This is a genomic window from Arthrobacter sp. CP30, assembly GCF_053470025.1.
Genome location: NZ_JBQEMM010000002.1, coordinates 31,392 through 46,397, shown reverse-complemented (window position 1 = coordinate 46,397; position 15,006 = coordinate 31,392). Strand labels below are relative to the sequence as shown.

Here is a 15,006-nt window from a genome sequence, read left to right as displayed (position 1 = left end):
CGACCGTTGCTTGTGTCAATCAACTTGGCGCCGACTTCGGCCACTGGCCCGAACGCAGGAAGGGCCCCCGCTGAGCGGAGGCCCTTCCCGATGTACCACTGCACTGTGCGCGAGGGGGGATTTGAACCCCCACACCCTTTCGGATACTGGCACCTGAAGCCAGCGCGTCTGCCGTTCCGCCACTCGCGCAATTCGAGATTCCAACTCCGTGCGCCAGGCGCAGGTGTTGTGAACAGCAGAGACAAGCATAGCCGAGCGCCACCGCAATCACCTAAACCGCACGGAGCAGGGAGAACCACGGCGACACCGGGCCCGAGCGCGCGCCGGGCGATCGTTAGGACAAAGTGATCCGGGCACCGCCACCCTGGAGCCCATTCCCGGAGGCTCCCAGTAGTATCGGAGGGAACATGCCCGGCTGGACACTGCCGTCAGAAGGACCGGGTGAAGCCCCCAGCAGACCGCTGGCAGGGCCGAGGCCACAGAGCGGCACAGGGGAGGAGGCGGACGATGGGCATTCTGGACAACGTGGAGCGCGGGCTCGAAAAGCTGGTCCGCGGTGCCTTCGCCACGGGTTCCAAGTCCCAGGTCCAGCCCCTCGAGATCGCGAGTGCGCTCCGCAAGGAACTGGACACCCGCTCCCTCGTTCTCGCGCAGGGCCGAACACTGGCTCCCAACGTCTTCACCGCGCGCCTCTCCGACTCCGACTTCGAACGCGCACAGCAGTGGGGCTCGGCCCTGGCCGAGGAACTGTGCGACGTCGTGATCGCGCACGTCAACGGTCAGCAGTACACGCTGCAGGGTCCGGTCCGCGTCTCGTTCGAGCACGACCAGGATCTGAAGGCGGGCGTCTTCGAGATCGATTCCTCCATCGAGAAGGAGGCGGCTGCGCGGCGGCCTGTCGCCCCGTCCGCTCCGGCCGCGCCGCGGCGCCAGCCCACCCGATACCAGGCCGTCCTCGACGTCGACGGCCGGCGCTACTCCCTCAACTCCCCGTCGATCGTGCTCGGACGTTCGTCAGAGGCGGACATCCTCGTCGACGACACCGGTGTGTCCCGGCGCCACCTCGAGATCCGCAGCCAGGGAGGCCGCACCTACGCCGTCGACCTCGGATCCACGAACGGGAGCTACGTCAACGGCCAGCGCGTCGACGGCCAGGCCGAACTGACGGATGGCTCCATGATCACCATGGGGCGGTCGCGTCTGACCTTCCGGCTCGTCCAGGCACAGAGCGAGGGCGGCCAGCGATGAGCGAAGCCGGCGAGCTCACCGTCACGCTCCTGCGCTTCGGGTTCCTCATCCTCCTCTGGATCCTGGTCCTCAGTTCGGTCGGCGCCCTGCGGCGGGATCTCGTGGTGGGCCGACGCAACAAGGTCGGTACGCCCACCGCTCGGGAGATCCGCAAGAACCCGGAGCTCGTCGAGGAACCTCCACCCGCGCGGGCCGCCGCCCATCGACTGGTCGTCACCGAGGGAACGCTCACGGGAACCACCCTCGACCTCGCCGCAAGCCCCATCCTGCTCGGTCGGGCGCAGGAGGCGACGCTCGTCCTCGAGGACGACTACGCATCCGGCCGCCATGCACGACTGTTCCCGCAGGGCAGCCGCTGGTTCATCGAAGACCTCGGATCCACCAACGGGACGTACCTCGGCGGTGCCCAGCTCACGCGTGCGCTGCCCGTCGAACCGGGCGTCCCCATCCGGATCGGCAAGACGGTCATCGAATTGAGGCCGTAGGAGTGCGGCTTGCCCTGAGGTTCGCTGCCCGCTCCGACGTGGGCATGGTGCGGGCGAAGAACGATGATTCGGCCTACGCGGGCCGCTACCTCGCCGTCGTCGCCGACGGCATGGGCGGGCACGCAGGTGGCAACGTCGCGTCCGCGTCCACCGTCCTGGATCTCGTCCACCTCGATCACGGCAGCCACGACGGCGACGCCGGGACGCACCTCGCGGACGAGATCCAGACCGCGAACTCGCTGCTCTCCGAACTCGTGGCGACCAATCCACAGCTGGCCGGCATGGGCACCACGGTGACGGCCGTCCTCCTCGAGGACCGCACGCTGAACCTGGCGCACATCGGTGACTCCCGCGCCTACCGCCTGAAGAACGGCGTCTTCGAGCAGATCACCACGGACCATACCTTCGTCCAGCGGCTGATCGACGAGGGCCGCCTCAGGCCCGAGGAAGCCGATGTCCATCCGCACAAGAACGTGCTGATGCGGGTCCTCGGTGACGTCGATGCGAGCCCGGAACTGGACCTCCACGCGTTCGACGCCGAGCCCGGCGAGCGGTGGCTGCTCTGCTCGGACGGGCTGAACGCCGTCCTCTCGGATCGCGTCGTCGAGCAGGTGATGCGCGAGACCACCGACCTCCGTTACTGCGTCGACACGCTGGTCGAACTCACCCTCGCGGGTGGCTCCCCGGACAACATCACCATTGCCGTCATCGAGGTGGCAGAGGCGGACGGCGACGTCGCGCCGCCCACCTCCATCCCGCCCGCACGCCAGGCAGCGGGCGAGCGGGACGGCTCCTCCGCTGCTGCCTCGCGCGCGATCGACGCGCAGGGAGACCTGCCGGGAACGGCCATCCGGGCCGACGTCATCCGCCAGGACCTCCTCACGAGGCCGCACGTCCTCGTCGGGTCAGCGGCCCTGGCGACCGAGACCGGCCAGATCCCGATCGTGACGCAGCGGTCCACCGAACGCCGGGCCGCGATGATGCTGACCCACGGTGCCGGAAGTGCCGCCGTGGAGGAGGACGAGGACGAGCAGCCGGTACGGAAGCGGCGCTGGCTCGTCCCGGCCTTCCTGTCCCTGATGACCCTGATCCTCGTCGCGGTCCTCGGCCTCGGCTACACGTGGACGCAGACGCGGTACTACGTCGCCGAGGCGGACAACCGCGTGGCCATCTTCACCGGCGTCCCCCAGCGGATCGGTCCCATCAGCCTCAGCACGCTCTACGAGACGACGGACATCCCGGTCTCGAACCTCCCCGAGTACCAGCGGTCCCAGGTCGCCAACACCCTTCCGGCCGCGGGCCTCGAGGAGGCCCAGCGGATCATCGGCGATCTCCGCGGAGAACTTCGCGCCGTGTCCTGCGATCCCGCCGGCACAGGTACGGCATCGCCCTCGACCCCGGCCCCCTCCCCGTCGGGATCGGCGCCCGTCCCCTCCCCGTCGGGATCGGCAGCCACGACGCCGTCCGAACCTGCTGGTCCGCGGCCCACGGCGACGGCCTCGCCGTCCTCCGGGCCGCGTTCCCAGGGTGCGTCGCCGGTTCCCTCCGCCACCGCAACCGCGGGCGGCAGCGCGGGCGCGTCCCCGAGCACGTCCCCGAGCACTGCCGCGACCCCTTCCCCCGGCGCCTCCGCGGGCGCGGCTCCGGCCCCCGTCGACTGCGGAGGTGCAGCCAATGAGTGATGTCCTGACCGTCCCGAGGTCCCGGCGGACCGTCGAGCTCTTCCTGCTGCTCCTGGCCCTCGCGGTCGCCGTCGGCGCGAACTACCTCGCGGGTATCGGGCGCGAGGAACCGCTCGGTGACTATTTCTGGTCGCAGGCCATCACGCTGGGCGTCATGAGCCTGTTCATCCACCTGATCCTGCGGGTCAAGGCGAAGTATGCCGATCCGGTGATCCTTCCCATCGTCGTCGCCCTCAACGGGGTGGGCCTGGCGATGATCCATCGCCTCGATCTCTCGGCCGCGCAGGTGAACCCCGACTTCGTCCAGGTTGCACCGCAGCAGGTGCTCTGGACCGCCGTGGCGATGGGCTCGGCAGCGATCCTGCTGATCGTCCTGCGCGACCACAGGATCCTGCGCAGGTTCACCTACATCTCCCTGATCGTCAGTGCCATCCTGCTGCTGCTGCCGCTGACCCCGCTCGGCCTCGAGATCAACGGTGCGCGGATCTGGATCTCCGTCGGATTCGGGACGTTCCAGCCGGGTGAGATCGCGAAGATCACCCTCGCCATCTTCTTCGCCGGGTACCTCTCGACCAATCGTGATCTGATCCTGCTGGCCGGCAAGAAGATCGGGCCCCTCCAGCTGCCCCGCTTCCGCGACCTGGCCCCCATGGCGGCCGCCTGGCTCGTGAGCATCGGCGTGCTGATCTTCCAGCGCGACCTCGGTTCCTCGATCCTCTTCTTCGGACTCTTCATGGTGATGATCTACGTCGCCACGAGCCGCGTCAGCTGGGTACTCATCGGCCTGGCGATGATCGGCGTCGGAGTCTTCGTCGCCCTCGAACTCTTCAGCCATGTGGCCCTCCGCTTCGACTCCTGGATCAACGCCTTCGCACCCGAGGTCTACGACCGGGCTCCCGGCGGCAGCGCCCAGGTGGTGCAGGGCTTGTTCGGCCTCGCGAACGGCGGACTGATCGGCACCGGACTGGGGGCAGGACGCCCGGACCTGGTGACATATGCCAACAGCGACATGATCATCGCAGCTCTAGGCGAGGAGCTCGGGCTGATCGGCGTGGTCGCGATCGTCATGCTCTACGTGCTGCTCGTCTCACGTGGCATCCGCGCCGCCCTCGGCACTAAGGACGGATTCGGCAAACTGCTCGCCTGCGGCCTGTCCTTCACGATCGCCCTGCAGTGCTTCGTCGTGATCGGCGGCATCACGCGACTGATCCCCCTCACCGGGCTCACGACGCCCTTCATGTCCGCGGGTGGTTCCTCGCTGCTGGCCAACTGGCTGATCGTGGCGCTGATCCTGCTCATCTCCGAGACAGCACGCCGGCCCGCACCCAGCGCTCCGATGAAGGACTCGTTCCCCGAGGCGCTCGGTGTCAGCGGCAAGCCCAAGAAGTCGGCGAAGGAGATCACCCGATGAACCAGGCCATCCGCAGTGCATGGGTCGTGGCGATCGGCATGTTCGCCCTCGTGCTCGGGTCCCTGACCTTCGTGCAGTTCTTCCAGGCCGAGGATCTGACGGAAAATCCGTGGAACAGCCGCCAGCTCTACCAGGAGTTCGGCCGCCAGCGCGGCGCCCTCCTGGTGGACGGTCGGGCGATCGCGGAGTCCGTCCCGTCCAACGACCAGTTCAACTATCAGCGCGTGTACAACGAACCGGATCTGTACGCACACCTCACGGGCTACTACTCGCTCTCGCTCGGGTCGTCGCAGCTCGAACTGGCGGAGACCGAGATCCTCTCCGGGACGGACAGCTCCCTCTTCTACGACCGCGTGGTGCGCCTGTTCTCCGGTGTGGATGCCCAGGGCGCGAACGTGGAGCTGACGATCGACCCCGAGATCCAGCGGCTCGCCTTCGATCTCATCCCCGAGGGCCAACGTGGGTCGATCGTGGTCCTCGAACCGTCGACCGGCAACATCCTCGCGATGGCCTCCAAGCCGACGTACGACCCGAACCTGCTCGCCGGTCACGACACGGGCGTCATCGCGGAGAACGCCGCGGCACTGTCCGAACAGCCCGGACTGTCCTTCTACACCAATCCTGCAACGCAGTCCCTCGTGTCTCCCGGTTCGGTGTTCAAGCTGATCGACGCCGCAGCTGCCCTGGAATCGGGCCGCTACGACGCGGAGTCCCAGATCCCGAATCCGCCCGCCCTCGAGTTCCCGGGCATCGAGTACTCCCTGCCGAACTTCGTCGCTGGTGGTTGTGCGAGCAGGCCGACGGCGGACCTGGAGTTCGCACTCGAGCAGTCCTGCAACACGGCGTTCGCGCAGATCGCCCTGGATCTCGGCGAGGAGGCCATCCAAGAACAGGCTGCTCGGTTCGGCTTCGGCGAGACGTTCGCCATCCCGACCGACGTGGTGGCGAGCAGCTTCCCGTCGGACCTCTCCGAACCGGAGCTCGCGCAGTCCGCCGTCGGACAGTTCGACACGCGTGTGACGCCCCTGCAGATGGCCATGGTCGCGGCAGCCATCGCGAACGACGGCCAACTCATGAAGCCGCAGCTCGTGAAGTCCATCCGCGCGGCCGACCTCGAGCTCATCGAGTCCCCGCAACCGGAGCTCATGCAGCAGTCGGTCAGCCAGGAGACGGCGGACCAGCTCACCGACTGGATGGTCAACGTCGTGGACAACGGCACCGCGACCGGGGCCCAGGTCCCCGGTGTCGCCGTCGCCGGCAAGACAGGAACGGCAGAGTTCTCCGACGTCGGGGACAACGCATGGTTCACAGGCTTCGCTCCCGCGGACGATCCGCAGGTGGCCATATCGATCGTGATGGAGAACGTGGACATCCCCACTGGTCAGCAATTGACCTCACCCAGTGCCAAGAGACTCATAGAGGCGGTGTTGAACAGATGAGGCCCACCACAGGAATCACCCTGGGCGGCAGGTTCGAGCTGACCGATCGCATCGCCATCGGCGGCATGGGCGAGGTCTGGAAGGCGCGCGACCAGATCCTCGGCCGCGTCGTCGCCATCAAGATCCTCAAGGAGGAGTACTCCGGGGATCCCGCCTTCCTCAACCGCTTCCGCGCCGAAGCACGCCATACGGCGCTGCTGAACCACGAGGGGATCGCGAACGTCTTCGACTACGGCGAGGAGGGCGGGTCGGCCTACCTCGTCATGGAGCTCGTCCCCGGGCAGCCACTGTCCGCGGTCATCGAGAAGGAGCAGGTGCTCTCACCGGACCGGACACTCTCCATCGTGGGGCAGACCGCCCTGGCCCTCGCCGTCGCCCACCGCCAGGGCCTCGTCCACCGCGATGTGAAGCCCGGGAACATCCTCGTCATGCCCGACGGCCGGGTGAAGATCACCGACTTCGGCATCGCCCGCCTGGCGGACCAGGTCCCTCTGACCGCGACCGGCCAGGTCATGGGCACGGCGCAGTACCTCGCTCCCGAGCAGGCCACGGGACAGCCGGCCACGGGGTCGTCCGACATCTACGCGCTCGGCGTCATCGGCTACGAGCTGCTGGCCGGGCGCCGGCCGTTCTCCGGCGAGTCGCAGATCGCGATCGCCCTCGCGCAGGTCAACGACGCCCCGCCGCCCCTGCCCGAATCGATCCCGCGGCCCGTACGTGCCCTGATCGGTTCGATGCTCGCCAAGGATCCCGCCGACCGGCCGCGTGATGCCGAATCGCTGGCGCGCGCCGTGGACGCCATCCGGTCCGGTGACGTCCGGGCCGCCGAGACGGCCGTACCCGGCATGCTCGCCTTCGCGGCCGGCACGGACACCCCGACCGCCGCGGTACCGCGGCAGGACACCCGGGCGACGACGGCGGTCCCGCCGCCCACGACCTCGCCCCTGCCCACCGTCGCCGCCCCCGCCGCTGCCGGCACAGCCGCAGCGCTCGCGGCGTCGAAGGACTGGTCGGAGGAGGACCCGGACGTCGTCGACCCCGTCCCGGCCTACCGCGAGGAGGAGAACCGGCGCAGCCCCTGGCTGATTCCGCTCATCGTCCTGCTGCTGCTCGCCCTTGCAGCGATCGCGTTCCTCGTCCTGCAGCCCATCCTGGCCGGGGACGATGCCGAGAACGTCCCCGCCGAGACCACCAGTACGTCGGCGAGCGCCACGCCCGCGCGGACGCCGAGCAGGTCCCCGTCGGCGACACCGAGCACCACCTCTGCGTCCCCTTCTCCCAGTACGGCCGAGGCCGACGAAGCGGTGACCATCTCGCCGAGCGAGTTCCTCGGACGATCCCAGCAGGACGCCACACAGCGCCTCATCGCTCTCGGATTCGGCGTCAATGTCGAGGAGGAATTTGCCGACCAGGACCCCGGTACCGTCATCGCCATCAATCCCAGTGGTCTCCAGCGACCCGGGACGGACATCACCCTGACCGTCTCCCGAGGTCCTGAGCCGGTCGAACAGGTGACTGTCCCCGGTGGCCTGCAGGGTCGTCCTTCCGCGGAGGTCGAGAGCATCCTCGTCGAGCTCGGGCTGAGGCCCGTCAACGTCGGCAGCGAGGAATCGCAGCAGCCGGCGGGTACCGTGCTCCGCCTGGATCCGGGCGCGGGAGCCGCCCTCGATCCGGGTACGCAGGTCGACTACGTGGTCTCGGACGGCCCCCCGGCCGCGCCGGAACCCGCTCCGACGACACCGGCGCCGGCCACCTCGACGCCGGCTCCGACGGAGACGGCGGCCTCGGGATCATGACCTGTGCCGCGGACCGTCGCCGGGAGGACGGCGGCTCATGACCGATCACCGGATCCTGAACGGGCGCTACGAGGTGCTCGAGCTGATCGGCCGCGGCGGCATGGCCGACGTCCACCTCGGCCGCGACCTGCGGCTCGGGCGGTCCGTCGCGATCAAGGTGCTCCGCAAGGACCTCGCGCGGGATCCGCTGTTCCAGTCGCGGTTCCGTCGGGAGGCGCAGGCGGTCGCCGGGTTGAACAACCCGAGCATCGTCGCCGTGTACGACACCGGCGAGGAGGAGATCCCGGACCGACCGCAGCACGAGGTCCGGGTGCCGTTCATCGTCATGGAGTACGTGCAAGGCCGGACCCTCCGCGACCATGTGAAGGCCGGCGACCTCACGCCCGAGGACAGCATCACGTATCTCGCCGGTGTGCTCGGCGCACTGCAGTACAGCCACAAGGCCGGCATCGTGCATCGCGACATCAAGCCGGCCAACGTCATGATCACGCCCGATGGCGACGTGAAGGTCATGGACTTCGGGATCGCCCGTGCGATGGCTGATTCCCAGGCCACCATGACGCAAGCCCAGGCGGTCCTCGGGACCGCCCAGTACCTCTCACCCGAACAGGCTCGCGGGGAGATCGTCGACACGCGGAGCGACCTGTACTCGGCGGGGTGCCTGCTCTTCGAGATGCTCACGGGACGGCCACCGTTCGTCGGTGACAGTCCGGTCTCCGTGGCGTACCAGCACGTCCGTGAGGAGGCACCCGCGGCGAGCAGTTTCAACCCCGCTCTCACGCCTGCCCTCGACTCCGTCCTGGCGAAGGCACTGCAGAAGAACCGGGAGGACCGGTTCCAGGATGCCGCCGCCTTCCGCAGGGCCTTGCTGGATGCCGGCCGGGGGATCGTCCTCGCGGCGACCGGCACTCTGCGGACCGAAGCCCTCGACGTCACCCGACGAACGGCGACCGCCGCCGGTCCCGGCGCAGCGTCGCTCGCGGGTGCATCGGCGGCCACCCCTGACCCGCGGACCCGGACCCTGCACCGCATTCCCGCCGAGCGCGGCCTTCCCGACCGCACCGCGACCGTGGAGGACTCCGAGGACGATCACTTCGACGTCCTGGACCGGGGGAACGACCCCGACCGCCACGGGGACCGCCGACGTCGGTCCTCCCGGGCCGCGTGGTTCACCGTGTTCTTCGTCGCCGTGCTGCTGGTGCTCGCCGGCGGTTACGCCCTGCTCACCACGATCTCGGAGAATCGCACAGAACCGACTGCCACCACCGTCGTCGTGCCCGATCTCGTCGGGATGACGGAGGAGGACGCGACGGACGCCATCGTCGATGCCGGGCTGGTGCCCTCCTCGGACGAGCAGTACAACGCCACGGTGGAGGCCGGCACCGTGATCTCGTCCGATCCGTCCGGGGGCGCCTCCGTGGATCCGGAGTCACGCGTGAACATCACGGTCTCCCAGGGACCCGCGAACATCGCGGTACCCGACTCGCTCGCCGGACTGACCGAAGCCTCCGCCCGTGACCAGCTCGAGGAGCTCGGCCTGCGGGGTGGCACTGTGACGGAGGAGACGAGCGCGGAGGTCGCGCAGGGCCGGGTCCTCACCACGAGTCCGCAGGCCGGACAGATGGTACCGGCAGGTAGTGCCGTGGACCTGGTGCTCTCCAACGGCAAGGTGGTGGTGCCGCTCCTCACCGACCTGACCGTGCAGCAGGCGGAGGCCCTTCTGGCGGATCCGGCTGTCCAGCTGCCGTTCACCGTCCGTGAGGCCGAGAACAGCGTGGTGGCGGCGGGCATCGTCACGGAGCAGTCCGCCGAGGCCCGGTCGCAGGTGGACCAGGGGACGGAGATCATCCTGACCGTTGCCACGGCGCCCCCCGCCCCGACGGCGGAACCGACGGAACCGACGGAACCGCGTCCCACTCCGACGGATCAGCCCAGCGGGCAACCCACGGAGGGGCCGGACGACGGCGGATCCGAGACCCGCCCCACGGAGGACGGCACTTAGACCGCTACGCCCCTAACGGGCGATGAGCGGACTGAGCCCTGCGGCCCGGGTGGCGGCGCCCTCGAGACCGAGGGACTCCAGCCAGGTTCCCAGCATCTGGTAGCCCCCCTCCGTGAGGACGGACTCGGGGTGGAACTGCACACCCGTCAGGGGCGCTGTCCGGTGCTCGAGGCCCATGATGATGCCGCTGGCGGTCCGCGCCGTGACGGCGAGGTCCGCCGGGACGTCGTCACTGACGGCGGCGAGGGAGTGGTACCTCGTAGCCGTGACCGGCGACGGCAGGCCGCGGAACACGCTCGTACCGTCGTGCTCGACCAGCGACGTCTTCCCGTGCATGAGCTCGGGCGCATGGGTGACCCGGCCTCCGTACGCCTCCGCGAGTGCCTGATGGCCCAGGCAGACGCCGAGCATCGGCTTCGCCTGCTCGCCGCACCAGCGGATGAGGTCAACGCAGACGCCCGCCTCGGACGGCGTGCCGGGGCCCGGCGAGATGAGCACGCCATCACGTGAGGCCGCCATGTCCTCGGCTTCCGCCAGGGTGACGTCGTCGTTCCTGACCACGGTGGTCTCGGCGCCCAGTTCCTGGAGGTAGCCGACCAGCGTGTAGACGAAGCTGTCGTAGTTGTCGACGACGAGGATGCGGGTGGTGTCAGCCATGAGTTACGGGGAACCAATCGTTGAATCCGTGAGCGGGTTGAACTGCGAGAACCAGGGGAAGACGAAGACCATGAGTGCGGCGACAGCCGCCACCACGAGGATCACCGACAGCAGGATGCGCATCCACAGCGGGCCGGGGAGTGCCCGGAAGATCAGTCCGTACATGAGCCCTATCCACGTCCTGCGGTGCGGGTGACCTGCTCCGCGATCTCGGGCGGGGGACCTGCCTCCGTCGGACGCCAGGACTCCATCACCGAGTAGGCAATGATACGCTCCTGCGCCCCGAAACGCGGATTGCAGCTGGTCAGCGTGAGGATCCGGTCCACCGGCTCGGCGCCCGGCTCCGTCGGTACGGGGGCGATCACGTCGACCTGGTCCGGGAGGACGATCTCGGTGTTGCGGAACACGTAGGTGTAGTACCCGGCACGGGTCTGCAGGTAGATGCGGTCCCCGGGGACGAGGGTGTGGATCTGGTCGAGCACCTGACCGTGCGTCTGACGATGCCCGGCAAGGGCGATGTTACCCACCTGGCCGGGAGCGGCGGTCCCCGGGTAGTGGCCCAATCCCAGATTGTCGAGCACATCCGTCCCCACGCCCGCGGTGATGGGGCGTGAATAGTCCTCCCCGAAGCGGGGGATGTAGGCCACACCGAACGTCCCCGTGAGGGCGTCCGGCTCGAGCACGGCGGGCTCCCCGAAGTCCTCACCGGTCGGAGGCACGGAGCCGGTCGACGGGGCAGGTCCGCTCGATGCCGGCGGGACCGGGACCTCCGAGAAGAACTCCTCGAGCGCCTGGTCCTGTTTGATGTCCGCGTCGATGTTCGTCCACCACACCTCCCAGGCGACGAACAGCAGCAGCACCAGCCCGGCCGTAATGAGCAGCTCACCGACGATCTGGACGACCAGCTGCACGGGCGAACGACGACGGCGCACGGATCCGCGATCGGTACGGGCCATGGGAGCGGCGTCGAGCGTAGACCTGGCCACTGCCGCTCCTGCCGCTCGGGATGCACTGATCGGCCACGGTTCTTGGCTAGAATCGTCGGAGAACCGGGCCGCCGGGTGTCGCTTCTCCCTCAGGGTATCCTGCGGGGCCCGGCACCTTCGGGCGGCCAGCGAGACCATCGGTGCAGCTGATCCGCGGCTGCGCCCCGTCGAGGAGAAGCCGTGCCCGAGTCGAAGCCCCGCAAGAGAGCCAGCACCACGGCGCCTGCCGCGAAGTCCTCGCAGCCCAAGCCGAATCCGGCCTGGTACAAGTACGTCATGTTCGGCCTGATGATCGTCGGCCTGCTCTGGATCATCACGTTCTACATCTCCGAGTCCACCCTGCCCGTGGAGGCCTGGGGTTCGTTGAACATCCTGGTCGGGTTCGGCATCGCGATCATCGGGTTCCTGATGACCACCAGGTGGCGCTGACACCCAGGAGGAGCAGTAGCCCGCGATCATCGGGCAGAGCAGCATCGCCGCGGACCCGGGTTCGCGGCGATGCTGCGTCAGGGGGCGATCGCGATCGCCGCTGTTCCCTCGCCCTCCCCCGTCGACGAGGGGCAGATCCTGTCTGCTCCACCCACAGCTGACCTGCCGTCCGAGATCTCCGGCGGCTGTACACACGGTGTGCATGACGTTATCCACAGGTGTGCACAGAATTGTTGATGATTCACGGAAGAGCCCGGAAATCCGGGCCACGCTTATCCACAGCTGTGGAATTACATGTGTGTAAGTTATCCCCGCTGTGGACAAGTCCTGTGGACAACGAGGAAGGGCCGATGCTGCAGCATCGGCCCTTCCTCGTCCTGCTGTCCTCACACGGGAAGAAGCGTGACCCCTACAAAGGTCAGGACGCCCAGGAGTACCACGACACCCGCCAGGCCTGCCCATTGGAGCCCCGCCTGCCGGGCGCCCTTCGGGGCATAGGCGATGACAGCGGCACAGGCAGCGCCCGTGAGGAGCCCGCCCAGGTGTGCCTGCCAGGCGATGCCGGGCACCACGAAACCCAGGACGCCGTTGAGGGCGACCAGGACGACGATCTGGCGTACGTCACCGCCGCGCTTGCGCTGGACGATGAACAGGGCCCCGAAGAGACCGAAGACGGCCCCGGAAGCCCCGACCACCGACTGCTGGACATTGCTGAGCAGCAGGACCCCGACGGAACCGCCGACGGCCGAGACGAGGTAGAGCGCAAGGAACCTCGCCCGCCCCATCGATGGCTCGAGCACCTTCCCGAGGATGTACAGCGCGTACATATTGAAGGCGATGTGCAGGAGGGAGGACGGCGAGTGGAGGAATGCGGCGGTCACCATGCGCCAGGGTTCCGCGGGAATGATCCCGCCGGCCCCCGCGGTATAGATCGGCGCGTAGGAGAAGGCCCGGGTGACGCCCGGAACGACGAGCTGGAAGAGGAAGACCACCAGGCAGACACCGATCAGGGTGTAGGTCACCATGGGTGAGCCCCCGCGCGCGATGCCTCCGAAAGCATTCCTGCGGACAGGAGCATTGGCTGCCTGTTCGCGGATGCAGTCGACGCACTGGAAGCCTACGGGTGCAGGCCTCTGGCAATCGGCGCACGCCGGTCGTCCGCACCGCTGGCACCGCACGTAGCTGATGCGATCAGGATGGCGGGGACACACCGGCGCCTGCTGGCTGCCGGCGTCGGGCGCGGGGACTCCGTAGGACATCCGGTTAGAGCTGTTCCACGGTGATGCTCTCGATGACGACGTCGTCGAGGGGCTTGTCCCTCATGTCGGTCGGGATCGAGTTCAGCTTGTCGACGACCTTGCGGGATTCCTCGTCCGTGACGTCACCGAAGATGGTGTGCTTGCCCTGGAGCCAGGTGGTGGGGACCGAGGTGATGAAGAACTGGGATCCGTTGGTCCCACGACCGCCCTGCAGGCCGGCATTGGCCATGGCCAGCTTGTACGGCTCGGTGAAGGAGAGGTCGGGGTTGATCTCGTCGTCGAACTTGTAGCCCGGCCCACCGATCCCCTGGCCGAGGGGATCCCCACCCTGGATCATGAAGTCCTTGATGATGCGGTGGAAGATGGTGCCGCTGTACAGGGGCGAGTTCGACTCCTCACCCGTCTGGGGGTGGGTCCAGGCGATCTCGCCCGTGGCGAGACCGACGAAGTTCTTCACCGTCTTCGGAGCATGGTTGCCGAAGAGGTTCACCTCGATGTCGCCCTGGTTGGTGTGGATGGTCGCTTTTGCGGTCGGAATTGCAGTCATCTCGTCATTCTTCCACGCGGGTACTGACAATAAGCTGGGGGAGACGCATTCCGCGCACAGTGAAACGCGCGGTCAAACCGGCCCGTGCCGAGCCCGTGGATGGCATCCGCCGCGCCACGCAACGTAGGCTGAGGAAAACGAGTAACCATCCCCTGGAGGTTTTTGTGAAGAAGAACGAACGCGTCACCCACGAGCTCGAGGAGAATGTCGCTGCGGGAGTAGCGGCCGCCCGCGACTGGGCCACTCCCCACGTCGCCCACGCCTATGACTGGGCGAAGCCCCGCTGGGAGAAGGGTGTGGAGACCGCTGGTCCCGCTCTTCAGGACACCTATCGTAAGGCCGCGGAGGGGATCTCGGGCGGCATCGCCGTGGTGACCCCGAAGATCCAGGACGGACTCGACAAGGTCGGACCACGCATCACGCAGGTCATCGACGACACCACGCCGAAGATTCAGGGAACGCTGGACAAGGCAGCCCCTGCACTCACCTCGGCGAAGGAGAAGGTCGTCGACGGCTACCTGCCGGCCCTCTCCCACCGTCTCGGTGAGGCTGCGGATACAGCCTCCCGGTCCCTCGCGGCCGCTTCCGTGCCCCCCGTCGTGGAAAAGGCCGTCACCAAGGTGACCGGCGACAAGAAGGCGGTGAAGAAGGCCCAGAAGCGACTCGCGGCCGCCACTCTCCAGGCATCGAAGGAGCTCAGGAAGAACCAGTCCCGCAGGTCGGGTAAGGGCTGGCTCATCTTCGGCATCCTCGCAGCCGCCGTCGTGGCCGGAGTAGCCGCGTGGCGCGCGTCCAAGCCGGTCGAGGATCCATGGAAGACACCTGCTCCGATCAAGGCAACTCCCGCTCCCGTCTCCAGCCAGAAGTCGCAGGAGGCCAAGGAGGTCGTCGCGACCATCAAGGAAGCCGCTGACCGTGCCGCGAGCTCGGACGCGACGGCGAAGGCGACGACCGGCACGGCAGCAGCCGCCGAGAAGGTCGCCGACAAGGCGAAGGACGTCACCGAGTCTGCCAAGCATGCGGCGAAGTCGACGGATGAGCCCAAGGCCTGATCCAGACCCCACC

At 68.1% G+C, this 15,006-nt stretch carries 14 protein-coding genes and 1 tRNA gene; 9 read left to right on the top strand and 6 right to left on the bottom strand.

Annotated features, from left to right (window positions below; all coding sequences use genetic code 11):
• Positions 1-106 precede the first annotated feature (106 nt).
• Positions 107-189, bottom strand: a tRNA-Leu gene (locus tag ACTIMO_RS03515).
• A 318-nt stretch (positions 190-507) separates the two neighbouring features.
• Here ACTIMO_RS03515 and ACTIMO_RS03510 point away from each other — a divergent pair.
• From ACTIMO_RS03510 to pknB, 7 genes are read left to right on the top strand one after another with little or no spacing between them, the layout of a single operon-like run.
• The gene (locus ACTIMO_RS03510; protein ID WP_448181502.1) at positions 508-1,248 is read left to right on the top strand and encodes an FhaA domain-containing protein; all 741 of its coding nucleotides are present in this window, start codon (positions 508-510) and stop codon (positions 1,246-1,248) included.
• Positions 1,245-1,733 (top strand): FHA domain-containing protein FhaB/FipA, encoded by a 489-nt coding sequence (locus ACTIMO_RS03505; protein WP_448181501.1) that lies wholly within the window; start codon positions 1,245-1,247, stop codon positions 1,731-1,733. The genes ACTIMO_RS03510 and ACTIMO_RS03505 overlap by 4 nt, the downstream gene beginning before the upstream one ends.
• A 44-nt stretch (positions 1,734-1,777) precedes the next feature.
• A complete protein-coding gene (locus tag ACTIMO_RS03500) occupies positions 1,778-3,415 on the top strand; it encodes a protein phosphatase 2C domain-containing protein (RefSeq protein ID WP_448181697.1) in 1,638 nt (545 codons plus the stop codon).
• Positions 3,408-4,826: an FtsW/RodA/SpoVE family cell cycle protein gene (locus tag ACTIMO_RS03495; RefSeq protein ID WP_448181500.1), complete on the top strand. Its 1,419-nt coding sequence runs from the start codon at positions 3,408-3,410 to the stop codon at positions 4,824-4,826. The genes ACTIMO_RS03500 and ACTIMO_RS03495 overlap by 8 nt, the downstream gene beginning before the upstream one ends.
• Positions 4,823-6,265: a peptidoglycan D,D-transpeptidase FtsI family protein gene (locus ACTIMO_RS03490; protein ID WP_422390951.1), complete on the top strand. Its 1,443-nt coding sequence runs from the start codon at positions 4,823-4,825 to the stop codon at positions 6,263-6,265. The genes ACTIMO_RS03495 and ACTIMO_RS03490 overlap by 4 nt, the downstream gene beginning before the upstream one ends.
• Entirely contained in the window at positions 6,262-8,061 is a 1,800-nt protein-coding gene (locus ACTIMO_RS03485; RefSeq protein ID WP_448181499.1) for a protein kinase domain-containing protein, read from the top strand. Before ACTIMO_RS03490 ends, ACTIMO_RS03485 begins: the two co-directional genes overlap by 4 nt.
• A 37-nt stretch (positions 8,062-8,098) precedes the next feature.
• Positions 8,099-10,063 (top strand): Stk1 family PASTA domain-containing Ser/Thr kinase, encoded by a 1,965-nt coding sequence (gene pknB / locus ACTIMO_RS03480; RefSeq protein ID WP_448181498.1) that lies wholly within the window; start codon positions 8,099-8,101, stop codon positions 10,061-10,063.
• A 12-nt stretch (positions 10,064-10,075) separates the two neighbouring features.
• Here the strand turns inward: pknB and ACTIMO_RS03475 are convergent, their stop codons facing one another.
• Genes ACTIMO_RS03475 through ACTIMO_RS03465 form a run of 3 tightly spaced genes read right to left on the bottom strand, consistent with a single transcriptional unit; the run spans position 10,076 to position 11,676 of the window.
• Positions 10,076-10,720 (bottom strand): aminodeoxychorismate/anthranilate synthase component II, encoded by a 645-nt coding sequence (locus ACTIMO_RS03475; RefSeq protein ID WP_422390948.1) that lies wholly within the window; start codon positions 10,718-10,720, stop codon positions 10,076-10,078.
• A gap of 3 nt (positions 10,721-10,723) precedes the next feature.
• Positions 10,724-10,885, bottom strand: coding sequence for a hypothetical protein (locus ACTIMO_RS03470; RefSeq protein WP_200914763.1), 162 nt, complete (start codon positions 10,883-10,885; stop codon positions 10,724-10,726).
• Between the two features lie 5 nt (positions 10,886-10,890).
• Entirely contained in the window at positions 10,891-11,676 is a 786-nt protein-coding gene (locus tag ACTIMO_RS03465; protein WP_235498689.1) for a class E sortase, read from the bottom strand.
• 210 nt (positions 11,677-11,886) lie between these two features.
• Between ACTIMO_RS03465 and ACTIMO_RS03460 the strand changes: the two genes are divergently transcribed.
• Complete coding sequence (locus tag ACTIMO_RS03460) at positions 11,887-12,135, top strand: cell division protein CrgA (protein ID WP_055766139.1); 249 nt, start codon at positions 11,887-11,889, stop codon at positions 12,133-12,135.
• 386 nt (positions 12,136-12,521) lie between these two features.
• On the opposite strand, the gene ACTIMO_RS03455 is transcribed toward ACTIMO_RS03460, so the two are convergent.
• Both ACTIMO_RS03455 and ACTIMO_RS03450 read right to left on the bottom strand, forming a co-directional pair.
• The gene (locus ACTIMO_RS03455) at positions 12,522-13,160 is read right to left on the bottom strand and encodes a rhomboid family intramembrane serine protease (protein WP_448181497.1); all 639 of its coding nucleotides are present in this window, start codon (positions 13,158-13,160) and stop codon (positions 12,522-12,524) included.
• Positions 13,161-13,398: 238 nt separating this feature from the next.
• Positions 13,399-13,941, bottom strand: a complete 543-nt coding sequence (locus ACTIMO_RS03450) for a peptidylprolyl isomerase (protein ID WP_055766145.1) — start codon at positions 13,939-13,941, stop codon at positions 13,399-13,401.
• A gap of 164 nt (positions 13,942-14,105) precedes the next feature.
• Between ACTIMO_RS03450 and ACTIMO_RS03445 the strand changes: the two genes are divergently transcribed.
• On the top strand, positions 14,106-14,993 hold the full coding sequence (locus ACTIMO_RS03445; RefSeq protein ID WP_055766148.1) for a hypothetical protein: 888 nt from the start codon (positions 14,106-14,108) through the stop codon (positions 14,991-14,993).
• Positions 14,994-15,006: the final 13 nt, after the last annotated feature.